Below are 17,482 nucleotides of genomic sequence, written 5' to 3' on the forward strand. Positions count from 1 at the left end.
AAAAATTACAGGGCCTTCATGGTACCTTTCGGCAGAACGGCCGCCACGAAGTCACGCTTGATCATCACTTCCGTGGTGTCGTTCAGCGCAATAGCGATAATGCCGGTATCGGCCACTTTGGTAACGCGACCGATCAGACCGCCGGTGGTCAGCACTTCATCACCCTTGCCGATGGAGTCCATCAGTTTTTTATGCTCTTTGGCGCGCTTTTGCTGCGGGCGCAGGATCATGAAGTAGAAGATCAGGCCGAATACCACCAGCATAATGATCAGAGAGTACGGGCTTCCCTGAGCCGGAGCTCCTGCGGATGCGACGGCGTCAGAAATGAAAAAGCTCATTGAAATTCCCTCATTAAGTTATCAATTATTAAACATTTAAAGGCGGAACCGGTTTACCGATCCGACCGTAGAAGTCCGCAACAAACGCCTCTAATTTACCCTCTTCGATGGCCTGGCGTAAACCCGCCATCAGACGCTGGTAAAAGCGAAGGTTATGAATGGTATTCAAACGGGCACCGAGTATTTCGTTGCAACGGTCGAGATGATGCAAGTAGGCGCGACTGTAATTGCGACAGGTGTAACAATCACACTCGCTGTCCAGCGGAGAAGTATCATCCTTGTGCTTGGCATTGCGGATTTTTACCACACCGTCGGTCACGAACAGATGGCCGTTACGCGCATTACGCGTCGGCATCACGCAGTCAAACATATCAATGCCGCGACGCACGCCTTCCACCAGGTCTTCCGGCTTGCCGACGCCCATCAGATAGCGAGGCTTATCTTCCGGAATTTGCGGGCAAACATGTTCGAGAATACGGTGCATGTCCTCTTTTGGCTCACCTACCGCCAAACCGCCCACAGCGTAACCATCAAAGCCGATCTCCACCAGCCCTTTTACTGAAACATCACGTAAATCTTCGTAAACGCCGCCCTGAATAATGCCGAACAGCGCATTTTTATTGTTCAGCTCGTCAAAACGCTGACGGCTGCGCTGCGCCCAGCGCAACGACATCTCCATCGAACGCTTGGCGTAATCCCAGTCCGCCGGGTACGGCGTGCACTCGTCAAAAATCATCACGATGTCAGAACCCAGGTCATACTGGATTTCCATCGATTTTTCCGGGCTGAGAAACACTTTGTCGCCGTTGATCGGGTTACGGAAGTAAACGCCCTCTTCCTTGATTTTGCGCATCGCCCCCAGGCTGAACACCTGGAAACCGCCGGAGTCGGTGAGGATCGGGCCGGGCCACTGCATAAAGTCATGCAGGTCGCCGTGCAGCTTCATGATCTCCTGCCCCGGACGCAGCCACAGGTGGAAAGTGTTGCCCAGCAAAATCTGCGCGCCGGTCTCTTTCACTTCTTCCGGCGTCATGCCCTTTACGGTGCCGTAGGTGCCGACCGGCATAAAGGCCGGCGTTTCCACCACGCCGCGCTCAAAGACCAGGCGGCCGCGACGCGCGCGGCCATCGGTAGTATCTAATTCGTACTTCACTTATCCTCCAGCATCAGAGAAACAGTCTGATGTCATTAATACAGGACCACGCACCGGCGCGGCCCGGAAACTTACTCGCCGACGGATTCGTTTTCCGCCTGCGGGTTACGGCTGATAAACATCGCATCGCCGTAACTGAAGAAGCGGTATTGCTCGGCCACCGCCTGCTGATAGGCATGCATAGTGTTCTGGTAGCCGGCAAAGGCGGAAACCAGCATGATCAGCGTCGATTCCGGCAGGTGGAAATTGGTCACCAGCGCATCGATCACCTGATAGTGATACCCCGGATAGATAAAGATGCTGGTATCGTCGAAGAACGGCGCAATCAGCGCGTCCTTGCTGGCAGCGGCGGCACTCTCCAGCGAGCGCACCGAGGTGGTGCCGACGGCAATCACCCGTTTGCCGCGCGCTTTACAGGCCAGTACCGCATCCACGACCTCTTGCGGCACTTCGGCATACTCGGCATGCATAATGTGATCTTCAATGCTGTCCACCCGCACAGGCTGGAAGGTGCCGGCGCCAACATGCAGGGTGACGAACGCCATCTCCACGCCCTTGGCGCGCAACGCCGCCAGCAGCGGCTCGTCAAAGTGCAGGCCGGCGGTCGGCGCCGCCACCGCGCCCGGCTTTTCGCTGTAGACGGTCTGATACAGCTCGCGGTCGGCGTCTTCGTCCGGCCGGTCGATATACGGCGGCAGCGGCATATGGCCAACATCATTCAAAATGGCGAACACGTCACGCTCATCGTCGAAACGCAGCTCAAACAGGGCGTCATGACGCGCCACCATGGTCGCAGCGATGCTTTCGTCATCGCCCAGCAGCAACTCAGCGCCCGGTTTCGGCGCCTTCGAGGCGCGCACGTGCGCCAGCACCCGGCTGTCGTCCAGTACGCGCTCCACCAGCACCTCAATCTTGCCGCCGCTGGCCTTACGACCGAAGATGCGCGCCGGGATCACCCGGGTATTGTTAAACACCAGCAGGTCGCCGGCCTCCAATTTATCCAGCAGGTCGGTGAACACGCCGTGCGTCAGCTCGCCGCTTGGCCCGTCCAACTGCAGCAGGCGGCAGCCGCTACGCTGCGCCTGCGGGTAACGGGCGATTAAAGACTCGGGAAGTTCAAAGGAAAAATCGGCGACGCGCATGGTATTCACTTCAGCTAAAAAAATAGGCGCTATAGTCTAAAGCCATGGGGGAAAGGCGGCAAGGAATAAGGCGAATTTCCCGCGCGCCGTCGTTATGGCACAGAACGGTGCCTCAAGATAACCCACTTTAAGGTATAGTGACCGGATGAATTTCCTTGCTCATCTCCATTTGGCCCAGCTGGCGGACAGCTCGCTGCTGGGTAACCTGCTGGCCGACTTTGTACGCGGCAACCCGGCGGCGGACTATGCGCCCGAAGTGGCGGAAGGCATTATGCTGCACCGCCGTATTGACGTCCTGACGGATTCGCTGCCGCAGGTTAAACAGAGCCGCGATTACTTTGGCGCCGACTATCGCCGCGTGGCGCCCATCACGCTCGATGTGGTGTGGGACCACTTTCTGGCGCGCCACTGGCGGCAGATCGAGCCGGCGCGTCCGCTCAGTGATTTTACCCGCCAGGCGCGCGATCAAATCGTTCCTCATCTGGCGCAAACGCCCGAGCGTTTTCAGACCCTGAACCATTACCTCTGGTCAGAACGCTGGCTGGAGCGCTACGCCGAACTGCCGTTTATCGCTCAGGTGCTGCGCGGCATGGCCAGTCGGCGACCGCGGCTGGCGGCGCTGGGCGGCTCTTTCGCCGACGTAGAACGCCACTATCATCAGCTTGAAACACAGTTCTGGCAGTTTTATCCTCAACTGATGCGTCAGGCACAGGCCAAACGCCTGTAGCAGGGCCGGCAAGCGCGCGTGACAACGCCGCCTGACAACAATTTTGCCGTTAACGCTTGCCCTTTTGCCGGAAAAGGTTATTTTTAAGGCTCGCTGTATTAATTACTGATATCGATAGATAAAAACTATCTCAATGATTGGCGTTTTTAACCTTTATTCGCCAACGCAAGGCCCCTATACTGGCCCAAGTTTTTGCCCGCGGTTTACCTCCTCGGGCAGACATTAACCCTTAACTACTATTACAGGAGTAATCATGGTCCTGGTAACTCGTCAAGCCCCTGACTTCACCGCAGCTGCCGTACTTGGTAACGGCGAAATCGTTGAAAACTTCAACCTGAAAAAACACCTGAACGGCAAACCAGCCGTACTGTTCTTCTGGCCAATGGACTTCACCTTCGTGTGCCCTTCAGAGCTGATCGCTTTCGATCACCGCTATGAAGAGTTCCAGAAGCGTGGCGTAGAAGTGGTTGGCGTTTCCTTCGACTCCGAGTTCGTTCACAACGCATGGCGTAAAACCCCTGTTGAAAACGGCGGCATCGGTGAAGTGAAATACGCAATGGTTGCTGACGTTAAGCGTGAAATCCAGAAAGCTTACGGCATCGAGCACCCGGAAGCGGGCGTTGCGCTGCGTGGTTCTTTCCTGATCGACAAAGACGGCATCGTGCGTTCTCAGATCGTTAACGATCTGCCAATCGGCCGTAACATCGACGAAATGATCCGCACCGTTGATGCGCTGCAGTTCCATGAAGAGCACGGCGAAGTGTGCCCGGCTCAGTGGGAAAAAGGTAAAGAAGGTATGGGCGCGTCTCCAGACGGCGTTGCTAAATACCTGTCTGAAAACGCTGCCAAGCTGTAATTTCAGCCCTAGCGTTATCTACCGGTCAGCCTTGCTGGCCGGTTTTTTTATGCCCTTTTGTTGTGCAACCCCGCCGCGTTTTCCTTGTTTTGGTTCACATTCTCCCGTCAATTTTCAGCGCGTGCCGCGCCATGGCGCTACGCTGTAACCGCTGGCCTGTTCTTTGCAGAGCCTGATAATAAAAAACTGACAGGGTAGGAATATCAATGTTTTTGCATAAATGGAGTAAACCCCTGACCATGGCGGCGCTGCTGGTCAGCGGCAGCCTGCACGCCGCCTCCACGCCGGCGGTAGAAGCACGGCAGGGTATGGTGGTCACCTCGCAACGTCTGGCCTCACAGGTGGGCGTCGACATCCTGAAAATGGGCGGTAATGCGGTGGATGCCGCCGTGGCCGTCGGCTACGCGCAGGCGGTGGTTAACCCCTGCTGCGGCAATATCGGCGGCGGTGGTTTTATGACCGTCCATCTGGCCGACGGCACCGATACCTTTATCAACTTCCGTGAAACCGCGCCGGCGGCGGCCAGCGCTAATATGTACCTGGACGCCGACGGCAAAGTGAAAAAAGGCGCCAGCCTGTACGGCTACCTGGCCGCCGGCGTACCGGGCACCGTGCTGGGCATGGAAACCGCGCGCAAAAAATACGGCAAGCTGAGCCGCGAACAGGTGATGGCGCCGGCCATCAAGCTGGCGCGGGAAGGCTTTGTGCTGACGCGCGCCGATACCGATATCCTCGATACCACCGTCGCTCGCTTTAAGCAGGACCCCGAAGCGGCCAAAATCTTCCTGCGTAAAGACGGCAGCGCGCTGCAGCCGGGCGATCGTCTGGTGCAGGCCGATCTGGCCAATACGCTGGAAGCCATCGCCAAACAGGGGCCGGACGCCTTCTATCACGGTAAAATTCCGCAGGCGGTGGAAGCGGCGGCCCGCAAGGGCGGCGGTATTCTGACTGCGGCCGACTTCGCCAACTACAAAGTCACCGAAACGGCGCCGATTACCTGCAGCTACCGCGGCTATAAGTTCGTCTCATCGCCGCCGCCAAGCTCCGGCGGCGTTACGCTGTGCGAAACGCTGAATATCCTGGAAGGCTACGATCTGAAAAGTATGGGCTTTAACTCGGCGGCGGCCATCCACACCATGACCGAAGCCATGCGCCACGCCTATATGGATCGCAACACCTATCTCGGCGACCCGGCCTTTATCAACAACCCGATCGACCGGCTGGTCAGCAAAAGCTATGCCGAGCAAATCCGCAAGCAAATCGTCCCCGGCAAGGCAACGCCGTCGGAAAACGTGCAGCCCGGCATGGAGCCGCATGAAAAACCGGAAACCACTCACTACTCCATCGTCGATCATGACGGCAATGCGGTATCAACCACCTATACGGTCAACGGCCGCTTCGGCGCGGTGGTGATCGCCCCCGGCACCGGTTTCTTCCTCAATGACGAAATGGATGACTTTACCGTGAAGGTCGGCGAGAAAAACCTCTATGGGCTGGTGCAGGGCACCGCCAACGCCATCGCCCCCGGTAAGCGCCCACTATCGTCGATGAGCCCGACGCTGGTGACCAAAGACAATAAAATCTTTATGGTGCTCGGCTCACCGGGCGGTTCGCGCATTATCACCATCACGCTGCAGACCGCGCTTAACGTGATCGACCACGGCATGGCGCCGCAGGAGGCGGTGGATGCGCCGCGCATTCACCACCAGTGGCTGCCTGACGAGGTCTACTACGAACAGCGCGGCGTCTCCGCGGATACGCTGAATCTGCTGCAGAAGATGGGTTACAAAATGGTGGAGCAGACGCCATGGGGCGCGGCCGAACTGATTCTGGTCGGTCTGCCGGGCGCGGCGGGCGTGACGCCGGCCAACTCCGGCAATGACTCGGCGGTCTCCGGCAAGGTACGCGAAGGCTATCTGTACGGCGCCAACGACGTACGCCGCCCGGCCGGCGCGGCGATCGGCTACTGATGCCATCCCGGGGGCCGCTCGGCCCCCGTTCCTTTCGCTAAAGCCGCCAGACGCTCGCCGATTCCGCGACCAGACGCAGCGACAGGCCGCCATCGCACGCCGACAGTTCGCCCTCGCCTTCCAGCCTCCGCCAGTCGCCCGGCGTCAGCAGCGGGCTATATGCCAGCCGCACCGCCTGATTACCGCCGCTGCGCTGCAGCGCCACCAGCACGCGCTCCTGCTGGTAAGTACGTACAAACACCAGCGTCTCCCCTTGCGCGTACAGCACCTGACAGCCGCCGCGCCGCAGCGCCAGACTCTGCTTGCGCAGTGCCGCCATCCGCTGAAACAGCGCCAGCAGCGGCCGTTCCCAGAGGCTCTCATCCCAGGGAAACGGTTTACGGCACAGCGGATCATTCTCGCCGTCCAACCCTACTTCATCGCCGTAATACAGGCAGGGCACGCCGATCCAGCTCATCAGCCACACCGCCGCCATGCGCATCCGCACCATATTACCGCCCAGCAGGGTCAAAAAACGCGGCGTGTCATGGCTGTCGAGCTGATTGAACATGATCAGCTGGCGGTTATGCGGCAGACCGGCGCGGTAGCTGTCCATCCATGTTGCAACGGCGGCGGCGTCCAAATCGACAGGATGACGCGCCACATCAACCCCCGCCAGAAACGCCCGTAGCGGCAGGGCAAAGCCCATATAGTTCATCGCCGCATCTTCTACGCCGGCATGCAGCCAGCGGCGCGCATCGCCAAAATGTTCGCCCAGCAGATAGGCGGCAGGATTCTCCTCTCTGGCCGCCTGATAGATACCCGCCAAATGGCGCAGGTTACCGCCGGCGCCGCCGTTCTCCCCAAGCATATGCACCACGTCCAGCCGCCAGCCGTCAATGCTGTACGGCGGCTTCAGCCAGTGACGCACCACGCTGTCGGCATCACCATAGATCGCCGCCGCTACCTGCGGCTCGGCGTAATTCAGCTTCGGCAGGCTGGCGTTGCCTTTCCAGGTTAATGCGGTGCCGTCGGGATAAAAGTTAAACCAGTTACGGTAGCGGGAATCCGGGTGGTGGCAGGCGCCCTCTTCACCCTGCCGGTGGCGGTCGAACCACGGATGCGAATCGCCGGTATGGTTAAATACGCCGTCCAGCAGCAGTTTCATCCCTATTTTGTGAGTGCTTACTCGCAAGCGTCGCAGCGCCGCGTTGCCGCCCAGGTACGGATCCACCTGATAGTAATCCTCGGTATCGTATTTATGCACGCTGGGGGCGGTGAAAATCGGATTGAGGTAGAGCGCGGTGACGCCCAACTGCTGCAGATAGGGCAGCTTCATAATAATGCCGTCCAGATCGCCGCCGTAAAAGGTCGACGCCGCCAGCCGTTCGTCCAACGGCTGCTGCCAGCTGCGCCGCTCCACCGGCGTACCGGCGGCATGATGCACGTAACTGCCGCTCTGTATCCCATGCGCACCGCCGCTGCTGGCGAAGCGATCGGGGAATATCTGGTAAAACAGTCGATCCGCCACCCAGCCCGGGCCGTCGTCCGGCTCGTCGAGCGCAAACTGCGTCAGTTGATCCGGCGGCGTCAGCGACCAGCCTAACGGGCCGAACCAGCGCTGGCGGTCGGCCCACAGCAGCTTAAAGCAGTAGCGCCGCGTCGCCTCTCCTTCATTCAGCGTCAGGCTGGCGCGATAGCACAGCCGACCGTCAACGGCCTGCGCCGCCATCGGCAGCAGCCACTCTTCATTATCCGGTTCCGCACGCAGCAATACCTGCAGAGGCGGCATTGAAGCCTGCAACCACAGCGTGATATCCAACTGCTGCCCATTCTTTTCCACAAACGGCGGCACCGGCAGATGCCAGGCTTCCAGCATAACGTTCCTCCCGCTGTTGCCAGCGCAAATAACCGTGAATTGCGCCCACCATGCCACGCCGCCCGCTCCCGTCACTCATCTGTCAGCGATAAAAACGGGGGAGGAGCCGGGAGGCTGAGAGGAGGAAATCGTGCTAACTTAATGTAAAAATTGGTAAACCGGTACACATTACGCGGCACGGGCTATAGGCTTACGCCCCTATCCGCTTAGTGGCTATTGTTAACACGTTTTATGGAGGAGCTATGCAACAACGGATTGCTCAATGGTTAGATCAGTTTGGCATCGAATTTACCGACATCATGTCGCTGGTGCTGGTACTGGTGCTGATCGCCCTGATTTCGGTGGTTATCCACTTTATCCTGCACCGCGTAGTGCTGGCGGCCATTCAGCGCCGCGGCCAGCAGTCGCAGCGCGTCTGGCAACAGGCGCTGACCCAGTACAAACTGTTCCAGCGCGCGGCGCTGCTGCTGCAGGGCGTGATCATCAACCTGCAGGCGCTGTTATGGCTGCACAGCGGCACTCAGACCCAGGCGGTAATCGTCACCGCCGCGCAGGTGTGGATCATGGCCTACGCCCTGCTGACGCTGTTCTCGCTGCTGGATACCCTGCTGGCGGTGCTGCGCGAAAGCCCGGCGGCCAATCAGCTGCCGCTGCGCGGCATTTTCCAGAGCGTGAAGCTGATCGCCGCCGTGTTAATCGGCATTATGATCGTCTCGCTGTTGATGGGTAAATCGCCGCTATTGCTGCTCAGCGGCTTGGGCGCCATGACCGCGGTGCTAATGTTGGTGTTTAAGGATCCGATCCTGGGCCTGGTGGCCGGCATCCAGCTGTCCGCCAACGATATGCTGAAAATCGGCGACTGGCTGGAGATGCCGAAATACGGCGCCGACGGCGCGGTCACCGACATCGGCCTGACCACGGTCAAAGTGCGCAACTGGGATAACACCGTCACCACCATCCCGACCTACGCGCTGATCTCCGATTCGTTTAAAAACTGGCGCTCCATGTCGGAATCCGGCGGTCGTCGCATCAAACGCAGCATCAATATCGACACCACCAGCGTGCACTTCCTCTCCGAGCAGGAAGAGCAGCGCCTGAACCGCAACCCGCTGCTGCAGCACTACCTGAACAACAAAACGGAAGAGCTGCAACAATATAATCAGCAGGCGCAGGTGGATCTCAGCTCGCCGCTCAACGGCCGCCGCCTGACCAATCTGGGCACGCTGCGCGCCTATCTGGAAGCCTATCTGCGCGCCCACCCGCACATCCACCAGCATATGACGCTGATGGTGCGTCAGCTGGCACCGACGCCGGAGGGGCTGCCGCTGGAGATCTACGCCTTTACCAACACCACGGTCTGGGCGCAGTACGAGAGTATCCAGTCGGATATTTTCGACCATATCTATGCGGTGATTGAAGAGTTCGACCTGCGTATTCATCAGACGCCGACCGGTAACGATATGCGCGGCCTGTTGAAAGATATCCGCCCGACGGCCGACGTTTCCTGACCGAAACTGACGTAATTATTTCTGCTGGTAATTATCCTGCTCTGATTGCCAGCAGATATCTCCCCCCTCTTTTCTTTCCGCGCTAAAACGGCGTTAATGCAGCGAATACTCAACCACCGGGGGAGAACGCATGCACTTAACACGGCTCAAACATCGCTTTTTCACGCTGCTCAGCACGCTGCTGTTTATCGGCTGCCTGCACAGCGCCGCACGCGTTGAAGGGAACCTGAAGGTCACGCTACAGCCGGCGCTGAGCGCCTTAAGCCGCGATATGCGGGATATCCGTGACGCGCTGACGCGCTACGCCGGTGAAGGCGAGGAATCCCCCACGCCCCTCACGCGCGGCGAAACCCGCGCTGCCGAACGTGGAGATACTGAAGATAAATAGCAAGATTCAATGAAGCTCTAGTGACATCGTTATTGCACGGCAATCTGTAGGCTCAGTGTGATTGGAATTACCGTAAACGTACGGTATTTCTCTGTAACTACGATAAACGGCAATTGCAGGGGCCGTGGGCGCGGCCCCTGCACCCGCGCCCGCGCTTAGGCACGTTCTGCCCGCTTCGCGGGTACCCTCACGGCGTCACCGTCGCCGGGCGGGTCGGCTCTACAGGCATCCCTGCCTGTGCCGCCTCAACCGGACATCCCTGTCCGGTTGCCCCTGGCTCAGGTTCCTTGTTCGGCAGCCCGTGATGCGCGCTAAAGGTCAACACCCGAATCTGCCATTACCGGGATAGTTAACCTCAGATTTTGACATTCATAATTTACAGACGAAGACATTGCTGGAATGTGCACGGTGGGTGACCGCCATAGAAGGCGCCGAACGAAGGAACGGCGCATAGGCAAAACCGCCATGGACGGCGGTTTTAGGCGAGACAAGCAGGGACGCTTGTCGCAGCCGGCCGTGATGCGCCGAGAATGAGTGAGGGCAGTTGGCGCAGCCAACCGCCTGGCCTGGCGAGGGCGCGGGTGGTCAGGGGCCGCGCCTTCGGCCCCTGACTCGGTCGAGTCACCGGGGTCACATAAACCTACGAAGGCTTAACGACCGAAAACCACCGTTAAATTGACAAAATCCCTCTTAACGGAAACCTTACGCCGTCTGCGCACGCTTCTTCTGGCGGTTCACCTTCACCCAGTACCCCACCAGCAGCACCACCACCCACACCAGACCGGCGTACAACGACACGCGGGTAGTCGGGAAATAGCCAATCAGGCCAATAATAAAGGCCAGGAAGATAATGGCGATCGTCGAGGTAAACACCCCGCCGCGCAGCGGGAACGCCAGATCTTTCACCTGCTGTTTGTTCAGCCTGCGGCGGAACGCAATCTGCGAGAACAGGATCATAATCCACACCCACACGGTCGCGAAGGTCGCCAGCGAAGCGATCACCAGGAACACGCTTTCCGGCATGATGTAATTGAGGTACACCGCTATCAGCAGCGCCGCCATCATCACCACGACCGTCACCCACGGGATACCGCGTTTGGAAACTTTGCTGAATACTTTCGGCGCGTGGCCCTGTTCCGCCATACCGTGCAGCATACGGCCGACGCCGAACACATCGCTGTTAATCGCCGACAGCGACGCGGTAATCACCACAAAGTTGAGGATACCGGCCGCAATGGTGATGCCCATATGCTGGAAGGTCAGAACAAACGGACTGCCGCTGGTGCCGACCTGATTCCACGGATAAATCGACATAATCACGAACAGCGTGCCGACGTAAAACACCAGAATGCGCCACGGCACCGAGTTGATCGCCTTCGGAATCGATTTTTTCGGGTCGCTGGCCTCGCCGGCGGTAATACCGATGATTTCAATGCCGCCGTAGGCGAACATCACCAGCTGCAGCGACAGTATCATGCCCATCACGCCGTGGCTGAAGAAGCCGCCGTTACTCCACAGGTTATGAATGCCGGTCGGCTGCCCGCCGTTGCCGATGCCCCAGATGATAATGCCGATACCGGCGGCAATCATGATAATGATGGTGGCCACTTTAAAGAACGAGAACCAGAACTCCAGCTCGCCGAAGACCTTCACGCTCATCAGGTTGATCGCGCCGATAATCAGCACCACGCTCAGCACCCAAATCCAGTGCGGCACCTCCGGGAACCACACCCCCATATAGATGCCGAACGCGGTCACGTCGGCAATAGCGACGATCAAAATCTCAAAACAGTAGGTCCAGCCGGTGATATAGCCGGCCATCGGGCCAAGGTAATCCTGCGCATAGCGCGAGAAAGAGCTGGCCTGCGGGTTATTGACCGACATTTCCCCCAGCGCGCGCATAATGATAAAGGCGATCACGCCGCCGATCAGATACGCCAGCAGTACGCTGGGCCCCGCCATTTTAATGGCGTCGGCGGAGCCGTAGAACAGCCCGGTGCCAATCGCCGACCCGAGCGCCATAAAGCGGATGTGGCGCGTGCTGAGGCCACGTTTCAACTTATTGGCGGCGGGTGTTACTGATTCCTGTTGCATTTAAAGACCTGTCTTCTTATACACAAAAAAGCCACGGACAAGTCCGTGGCCTCAAAATCAGACCGGGAAGAATTAATGCGCGGTCGCTTCAGAGCGCGAGCATACCCGATCGTAGATGGCGGCCAGTACCAGCATCAGTACGGAAGGCGGCAGCCATGCCAATCCCTGACCTGCCAGAGGCAGGTGCGTGCTCCATGCCGGCAGCAGATTCTCGAAGCCGGCGGCCTTCACCGCGTCAAGGATACCAAACAACAGGCTGACGAGCATCACCGGCGAAATCACCTTCGGCGCACTATTCCACATCCGCAGGGTGAAGCTCAATACCACCAGCACGATACACGGCGGATAAATGGCGGTCAGCACCGGAATCGAGAGGTGAATCAGGTGGCTCAGGCCCAGGTTGGAGACGAACATCGAGAACAGCCCCAGAATAAACACCAGCGTTTTATAAGAGAACGGCAGGTACTGGGCAAAGAACTCGGCGCAGGCGCAGGTCAGGCCGACCGCGGTCACCATACAGGCGATAAAGATCAGCGCCGCCAGGAAGAAACTGCCCAGGCTACCAAAGGTGTTCTGCACGTAGGCATGCAGGATCACCGCGCCGTTGGTGGCGTCCGGCACCAACACGCCGCTGCCGGAACCCAGTTTAAACAGGCTCAGGTAGACCAGCGTCAGGCCGACACCGGCGATCAGCCCCGCAAAAATGGTGTAACGGGTCAGCAGGCCGTTGTCCTTCACCCCGCGTGAACGCGCGGCGTTGACGATCACGATGCCGAATACCATCGCCCCCAGCGTATCCATGGTCAGATAACCATTCACAAAGCCGGAAGAGAAAGGCACATGCTGATAGGCATCCACCGCCGGAATCGGCGAACCGGCCGGCCAGAGCAGCGCGGCGATGCCCAGCACGCCCAACGCGACAATTTTCAGCGGCGCCAGAATATGGCCGACGGTGTCGAGCAGGCGGCCCGGATAGAGGGAAATACCGATCACCAGCGCGAAGTACACCAGGCTGTAAATCAGCAGCGGCGTCGCGCCGTCGCCGGTCAGCGGGGCAATCCCCACTTCAAACGACACGGTCGCGGTGCGCGGCGTCGCAAACAGCGGGCCGACGGCCAGGTAGCAGACGGTCGCCAGCAGCAGGCCGGCGGTGCGGCCGATCGGCGTACTCAGGGCGTCAACGCCGCCGCCGACGCGCGCCAGCGCAATCACCGTCATCACCGGCAGGCCGACGGCGGTAATCAAAAAGCCCAGCGCCGCGATCCAGACGTGTTCGCCGGACTGCAGCCCCACCATCGGCGGGAAAATAATATTCCCGGCGCCGACAAATAAGGCAAAGGTCATAAAACCTAATGCCAGAATATCTTTTGACGTTAAACGATGACTCATAGGATGTCGTGTTGCCTGTTCAAATGAAAAAAAACGTTCTTTTCATGGCGGTTCGCCATTTCGCTGTCGGCCTGCCATTTCATCACAAGAGCAATAAGAGCAAGAAAACGCATACCGCTCGGGCGTTTTGTCCTTATGCGAAATTGACCACTCTTGAAGATGGGCAGAATGTTAGAAGTTATAAAATGGAGGATTAGTCCAACAACGGAGGGTAAGTAAAACGTTTATAGCGCCAAAAGGCAAGGCTCACGGGGAAATGCAGAGCGATCGACCAGATAAATATTCATCACCAGTCGATCGCACCAGTCTTCAGGAAATATGCCCTACATGATTTGTATCATTTTTAACCAAGGCGCTCACAAAACGTGAAGCATTGCGGGTTAAACCGCGCGAAAACGCCAATATCGGCGGCATTTCCGCGCATAACAAACGGGCTGCCGGCGGTTACCAGACCTGCCCGGCAATGCTGACCACGCTGCTCAGCTTGTCCCACTGCTGCTGCTCGCTCAGGCTGTTGCCCTCTTCGGTCGAAGCGAAGCCGCACTGGGTGCTCAGACACAGTTGCTCAGGGGCGACGAACTGCGCCGCTTCCTGCAGGCGCTGCTTAACCTGCTCCGGGTTTTCCAGCTCGCCGTCTTTGGTGGTGATCAGCCCCAGCACGACTTTTTGCTTGCCGGGCTTGATAAAGCGCAGCGGTTCGAAGCCGCCGGAGCGTTCGTTATCGTACTCCAGGAAGAAGGCGTCGATATTGACCTGGCCGAACAGGATCTCCGCCACCGGCTCATAGCCCCCTTCCGAGATCCAGGTGGAGCGGAAGTTGCCGCGACAGACATGCAAACCGATGGTCAGATCGTCCGGCTTGCCGGCGATCGCCGCATTCAGCACGTCGGCATAGATACGCGCCAGCTGGTCGGGATCTTCGCCGCGCTCGCGGATCTGGCGGCGCTGATCGTCAGAACAGAGGTAAGCCCACACCGTATCATCCAGCTGCAGGTAGCGGCAGCCGGCGTCATAAAACGCGCGGATCGCATCGCGATAGGTTTGCGCCAGATCGGCAAAATAGGCATCCAGCTGCGGATAAACCGTGCTGTCGATCGCCTGACGCCCGCCGCGGAAGTGCAGCACGCTCGGGCTGGGGATGGTCATCTTCGGCTGCGCGTCGCCGGCAATCTGCTGCAGGAAACGAAAATCCGCCAGCATCGGATGCTGCGGGTTAAAGCCCAGCTTGCCCGTCACCTTGACGCTGCGCGCCTTGGTCTGCACGCCGTTGAACTGGATGCCCTGTTCGGCGTCGTAGCCCTGTACGCCGTCCAGGCCTTCGAGGAAATCAAAGTGCCACCAGGCGCGACGGAATTCCCCGTCGGTCACCACCGCCAGTCCCAGCTGGCGCTGTTTTTCCACCGCCTGGCGGATCTGCTCATCTTCCACCGCCCGCAGCTGCGCCGCGTCAATCTCACCGCGCTGAAACTGCTGACGCGCGCTTTTCAGCGCCGCAGGACGTAATAAACTGCCGACGACGTCAGCATGAACGGCATGATTGCAATTGCACATCTTTTTCCACTCCCGGTGAACGGCAGGCGTCGCGTTGGCCTGCCGGAATGATTTACATATTGAATGATTACGCTGGGTTACAATTGGACATCCAGACGTCTAAATAGCTAAAATCATCCTGTCATGCCGCCTGCCCGGCGGCAATGGAGAAATTTTCATGGGTGTTGAAAGAAATTCATGATGGTGGGCGGCAGCTGGCTGAGAGCTGCCGTCATACGCGCCCAGGCGCTAAGCCGGTGCTACTTCAGCCCGAGCGCCTGGCGGGTTTTCCGCAGGGTTGCCGGCGACAGCGGCAGATAACCGTCCTGATTGACCAGCGCCTGCCCTTCCTCGGACAGCACCCGGTCAAGGAACGCCGCCGTCAGCGGCTCAAGCGGCCGGTGCGGCGCTTTGTTGACGTAGATATACAGGTAGCGCGCCAGCGGATAACTGCCGTTGCGCACGTTGGCTGCGCTGGGCGCCACGTAGCGATCGCCCCGCTCCGCCAGCGGCAGCAGCCGGACGCCGCTGGCGCGGAAACCGATGCTGGCATAGCCGATGCTGTTCAGCGATCCGGACACCGCCTGCACTACCGACGCCGAGCCGGGCAGCTCATTGACCCGCGCCATAAAGTCGCCGCCGCACAGCGCGCGCAGTTTGAAATAGCCATAGGTGCCGGAGGCGGAATTGCGGCCAAAACGCTGAATACTGCGCTGCGCCCAGTCGCCCGGCAGCGCCAGCTGGCCCCAGTTCCGCAGTGCGGCGGCTTCGCCGCAGCGGCGGGTGGCGGAAAAGATCTGATCCAACTGGCCAAGGTTCAGCCCCGGCAGCGGGTTGTCCTGATGCACCAGCACCACCAGCGCATCGACCGCCACCGGCACCGCCAGCGGCGCGTAGCCGTAGCGCTGTTCGAACGCCGACAGCTCCGCCGCCTTCATCGGACGGCTCATCGGCCCCAGCTGCGCGGCGCCGGCGGCCAGCGCCGTCGGCGCGGTCGATGAACCGGCGGCCTGCATCTGCAAATTGATATTCGGATAGTGCTGGCTGAAGTCCTGCGCCCACAGCGACATCAAGTTCGCCAGCGTGTCGGAACCGACGCTGGAAAGATTGCCCGACAGCATGCCGCTCGGCTGCGCCCGCAGGCCGGGGCTGCACAATAACAGCAGGCAGAGCCATATCCCTCGGGTCAGTCGCATACCGGTGCCTCACGCATTAATTTTTCAGCGCATTCTCTGACAAAGCGTCGGGAACAATCAACCGGTTAGGCAAAGTAAAGATAAAGCGGGTGCCATTGCCCGGCTCGCTGAGCACCTCCAGCCGTGCATCGTGATGGCTGAGGGCGTGCTTGACGATCGCCAGCCCCAGCCCGCTGCCGCCGGTCTGCCGCGAACGCGCCTTGTCCACGCGGTAAAAGCGCTCGGTCAGACGCGGCAAGTGCTCGGCGGCGATGCCCGGCCCGTTGTCGCTGACCTGGAACTGCGCCCCCTGCGGCGTCTGCTGCCAGCTCACCTCAATGTGCGTGCCTGCCGGCGTGTGGTTCACCGCGTTATACACCAGATTGGACACCGCGCTGCGCAGTTGGTCGTCATTGCCGTACACCTTCAGCGCTTCATTCACGCGGAAACTGATTTCATGGCGGCCGCCGCTGAGCGACTGCGCCTCACGCTGCAGCACCCGCAGCATCAGGGGCACGTCCACCGTCTCATTCATCTCGATAATCGGCGCCGCCTCGATGCGCGACAGCGTCAGCAACTGCTTCACCAGCCCGTCCATGCGCCGGGTTTGTTCCTGCATGGTGGCCAGCGCCTTGCCGCGCAGCGAACCGTCCGGCTCGTCGTCGCCCATCATTTCCAGATAGCCCTGCAGCACGGTCAGCGGCGTGCGCAGCTCGTGGCTGACGTTGGCGAAGAAGTTGCGCCGCGCGCCCTCCAACTGCCGCATCTGCGTCACGTCGCGCGCCACCATCAGCAGCTGCCCTTCCGAATACGGCATCACGCGGAATTCAACGTAATGCTCGTTATTCAGCTGCAGCGTCAGGGGTTTATCAAAGGATTGCTGTTGCAGATAGTGGCTGAACTCCGGGTAGCGCAGCAGGTTGAGAATATGCTGGCCGTTATCCTCCGGCCAACGGAAGCCGAGCAGATGCTGCGCCAGCCCGTTGCACCAGAAAATATTTCCCTCTTCGGTGGTCATCACCACCGCATCCGGCAGCGATTCGGCGCCGCTGCGGAAGCGTTTGATCAGCAGCGCCAGCTCGCGCCGACGGCGGCGGTTACGCTGCTGCATCTGATACAGGCCGTAAAACAGCGGCTCCCAGCTCCAGCGCCCCGGCGGCGGCGTCATGCTGCGGTCAATCCACAGCCAGTGGGAAAGTTTCAGCTGGTTATAGAAGTTCCAGCCCAGCGCCGCCAGCACGGAGACCAGCAGTAACCAGGGGAGATAGCCGAAAATCAGCCCCAACAGCAGGGCCGGCAAGCAAAAAAGGGCCAGCTCAAGAGCCAGCCTTTTCCAGGAAAGGCGTTCTAGCAC

At 59.4% G+C, this 17,482-nt stretch carries 14 protein-coding genes; 5 read left to right on the forward strand and 9 right to left on the reverse strand.

Annotation, left to right across the window (positions count from 1 at the left end; translation table 11 throughout):
• Positions 1-5: 5 nt before the first annotated feature.
• The 3 genes from yajC to queA form a co-directional block, all read right to left on the reverse strand.
• On the reverse strand, positions 6-338 hold the full coding sequence (gene yajC, locus HF675_RS18450; protein WP_004949246.1) for a preprotein translocase subunit YajC: 333 nt from the start codon (positions 336-338) through the stop codon (positions 6-8).
• Between the two features lie 28 nt (positions 339-366).
• Positions 367-1,491, reverse strand: coding sequence for a tRNA guanosine(34) transglycosylase Tgt (gene tgt / locus HF675_RS18455; protein WP_105229994.1), 1,125 nt, complete (start codon positions 1,489-1,491; stop codon positions 367-369).
• Between the two features lie 71 nt (positions 1,492-1,562).
• Positions 1,563-2,633, reverse strand: coding sequence for a tRNA preQ1(34) S-adenosylmethionine ribosyltransferase-isomerase QueA (gene queA, locus HF675_RS18460; RefSeq protein ID WP_105229993.1), 1,071 nt, complete (start codon positions 2,631-2,633; stop codon positions 1,563-1,565).
• A 145-nt stretch (positions 2,634-2,778) separates the two neighbouring features.
• On the opposite strand from queA, the gene HF675_RS18465 reads away from it, so the two are divergent.
• The 3 genes from HF675_RS18465 (at position 2,779) to ggt (ending at position 6,186) form a co-directional block, all read left to right on the forward strand.
• Entirely contained in the window at positions 2,779-3,360 is a 582-nt protein-coding gene (locus tag HF675_RS18465; RefSeq protein WP_105229992.1) for an ACP phosphodiesterase, read from the forward strand.
• A 253-nt stretch (positions 3,361-3,613) separates the two neighbouring features.
• A complete protein-coding gene (locus HF675_RS18470) occupies positions 3,614-4,216 on the forward strand; it encodes a peroxiredoxin C (RefSeq protein WP_054305460.1) in 603 nt (200 codons plus the stop codon).
• 206 nt (positions 4,217-4,422) lie between these two features.
• Entirely contained in the window at positions 4,423-6,186 is a 1,764-nt protein-coding gene (gene ggt, locus HF675_RS18475) for a gamma-glutamyltransferase (RefSeq protein ID WP_111737636.1), read from the forward strand.
• A gap of 37 nt (positions 6,187-6,223) precedes the next feature.
• Here the strand turns inward: ggt and malZ are convergent, their stop codons facing one another.
• The gene (malZ, locus tag HF675_RS18480) at positions 6,224-8,044 is read right to left on the reverse strand and encodes a maltodextrin glucosidase (RefSeq protein ID WP_187043547.1); all 1,821 of its coding nucleotides are present in this window, start codon (positions 8,042-8,044) and stop codon (positions 6,224-6,226) included.
• A 242-nt stretch (positions 8,045-8,286) separates the two neighbouring features.
• Here malZ and HF675_RS18485 point away from each other — a divergent pair, with 242 nt between their 5' ends.
• Both HF675_RS18485 and HF675_RS18490 read left to right on the forward strand, forming a co-directional pair.
• Positions 8,287-9,552, forward strand: coding sequence for a mechanosensitive ion channel family protein (locus tag HF675_RS18485; protein WP_105229989.1), 1,266 nt, complete (start codon positions 8,287-8,289; stop codon positions 9,550-9,552).
• A 130-nt stretch (positions 9,553-9,682) separates the two neighbouring features.
• Positions 9,683-9,940 carry a hypothetical protein gene (locus tag HF675_RS18490; protein WP_187043548.1) on the forward strand — a complete coding sequence of 86 codons (258 nt, stop codon included), beginning with the start codon at positions 9,683-9,685 and terminating at the stop codon, positions 9,938-9,940.
• Between the two features lie 702 nt (positions 9,941-10,642).
• Here the strand turns inward: HF675_RS18490 and proY are convergent.
• The 5 genes from proY to phoR all read right to left on the reverse strand — a co-directional run bounded on the left by proY (position 10,643) and on the right by phoR (position 17,482).
• Complete coding sequence (gene proY / locus HF675_RS18495; protein ID WP_111737639.1) at positions 10,643-12,034, reverse strand: proline-specific permease ProY; 1,392 nt, start codon at positions 12,032-12,034, stop codon at positions 10,643-10,645.
• A 72-nt stretch (positions 12,035-12,106) separates the two neighbouring features.
• Entirely contained in the window at positions 12,107-13,423 is a 1,317-nt protein-coding gene (gene brnQ / locus HF675_RS18500; protein WP_105229986.1) for a branched-chain amino acid transport system II carrier protein, read from the reverse strand.
• A 444-nt stretch (positions 13,424-13,867) separates the two neighbouring features.
• Positions 13,868-14,974: a cobalamin-independent methionine synthase II family protein gene (locus tag HF675_RS18505; protein ID WP_105229985.1), complete on the reverse strand. Its 1,107-nt coding sequence runs from the start codon at positions 14,972-14,974 to the stop codon at positions 13,868-13,870.
• A 239-nt stretch (positions 14,975-15,213) separates the two neighbouring features.
• The gene (locus HF675_RS18510; protein WP_187043549.1) at positions 15,214-16,149 is read right to left on the reverse strand and encodes a PstS family phosphate ABC transporter substrate-binding protein; all 936 of its coding nucleotides are present in this window, start codon (positions 16,147-16,149) and stop codon (positions 15,214-15,216) included.
• Positions 16,150-16,165: 16 nt separating this feature from the next.
• Positions 16,166-17,482, reverse strand: a complete 1,317-nt coding sequence (gene phoR, locus HF675_RS18515; protein ID WP_111737641.1) for a phosphate regulon sensor histidine kinase PhoR — start codon at positions 17,480-17,482, stop codon at positions 16,166-16,168.

Source organism: Serratia sp. JUb9 (genome assembly GCF_014298095.1).
Taxonomy (GTDB): domain Bacteria; phylum Pseudomonadota; class Gammaproteobacteria; order Enterobacterales; family Enterobacteriaceae; genus Serratia_B; species Serratia_B rhizosphaerae.

Bases quoted from the DNA above. Each gene is read 5' to 3' on its own strand.
- HF675_RS18465 (WP_105229992.1), top strand. From the start codon at position 2,779: ATGAATTTCCTTGCTCATCTCCATTTGGCCCAGCTGGCGGACAGCTCG.
- yajC (WP_004949246.1), bottom strand. From the start codon at position 338: ATGAGCTTTTTCATTTCTGACGCCGTCGCATCCGCAGGAGCTCCGGCT.
- brnQ (WP_105229986.1), bottom strand. From the start codon at position 13,423: ATGAGTCATCGTTTAACGTCAAAAGATATTCTGGCATTAGGTTTTATG.
- HF675_RS18505 (WP_105229985.1), bottom strand. From the start codon at position 14,974: ATGTGCAATTGCAATCATGCCGTTCATGCTGACGTCGTCGGCAGTTTA.
- HF675_RS18485 (WP_105229989.1), top strand. From the start codon at position 8,287: ATGCAACAACGGATTGCTCAATGGTTAGATCAGTTTGGCATCGAATTT.
- queA (WP_105229993.1), bottom strand. From the start codon at position 2,633: ATGCGCGTCGCCGATTTTTCCTTTGAACTTCCCGAGTCTTTAATCGCC.
- HF675_RS18490 (WP_187043548.1), top strand. From the start codon at position 9,683: ATGCACTTAACACGGCTCAAACATCGCTTTTTCACGCTGCTCAGCACG.
- HF675_RS18510 (WP_187043549.1), bottom strand. From the start codon at position 16,149: ATGCGACTGACCCGAGGGATATGGCTCTGCCTGCTGTTATTGTGCAGC.
- proY (WP_111737639.1), bottom strand. From the start codon at position 12,034: ATGCAACAGGAATCAGTAACACCCGCCGCCAATAAGTTGAAACGTGGC.
- malZ (WP_187043547.1), bottom strand. From the start codon at position 8,044: ATGCTGGAAGCCTGGCATCTGCCGGTGCCGCCGTTTGTGGAAAAGAAT.
- ggt (WP_111737636.1), top strand. From the start codon at position 4,423: ATGTTTTTGCATAAATGGAGTAAACCCCTGACCATGGCGGCGCTGCTG.
- HF675_RS18470 (WP_054305460.1), top strand. From the start codon at position 3,614: ATGGTCCTGGTAACTCGTCAAGCCCCTGACTTCACCGCAGCTGCCGTA.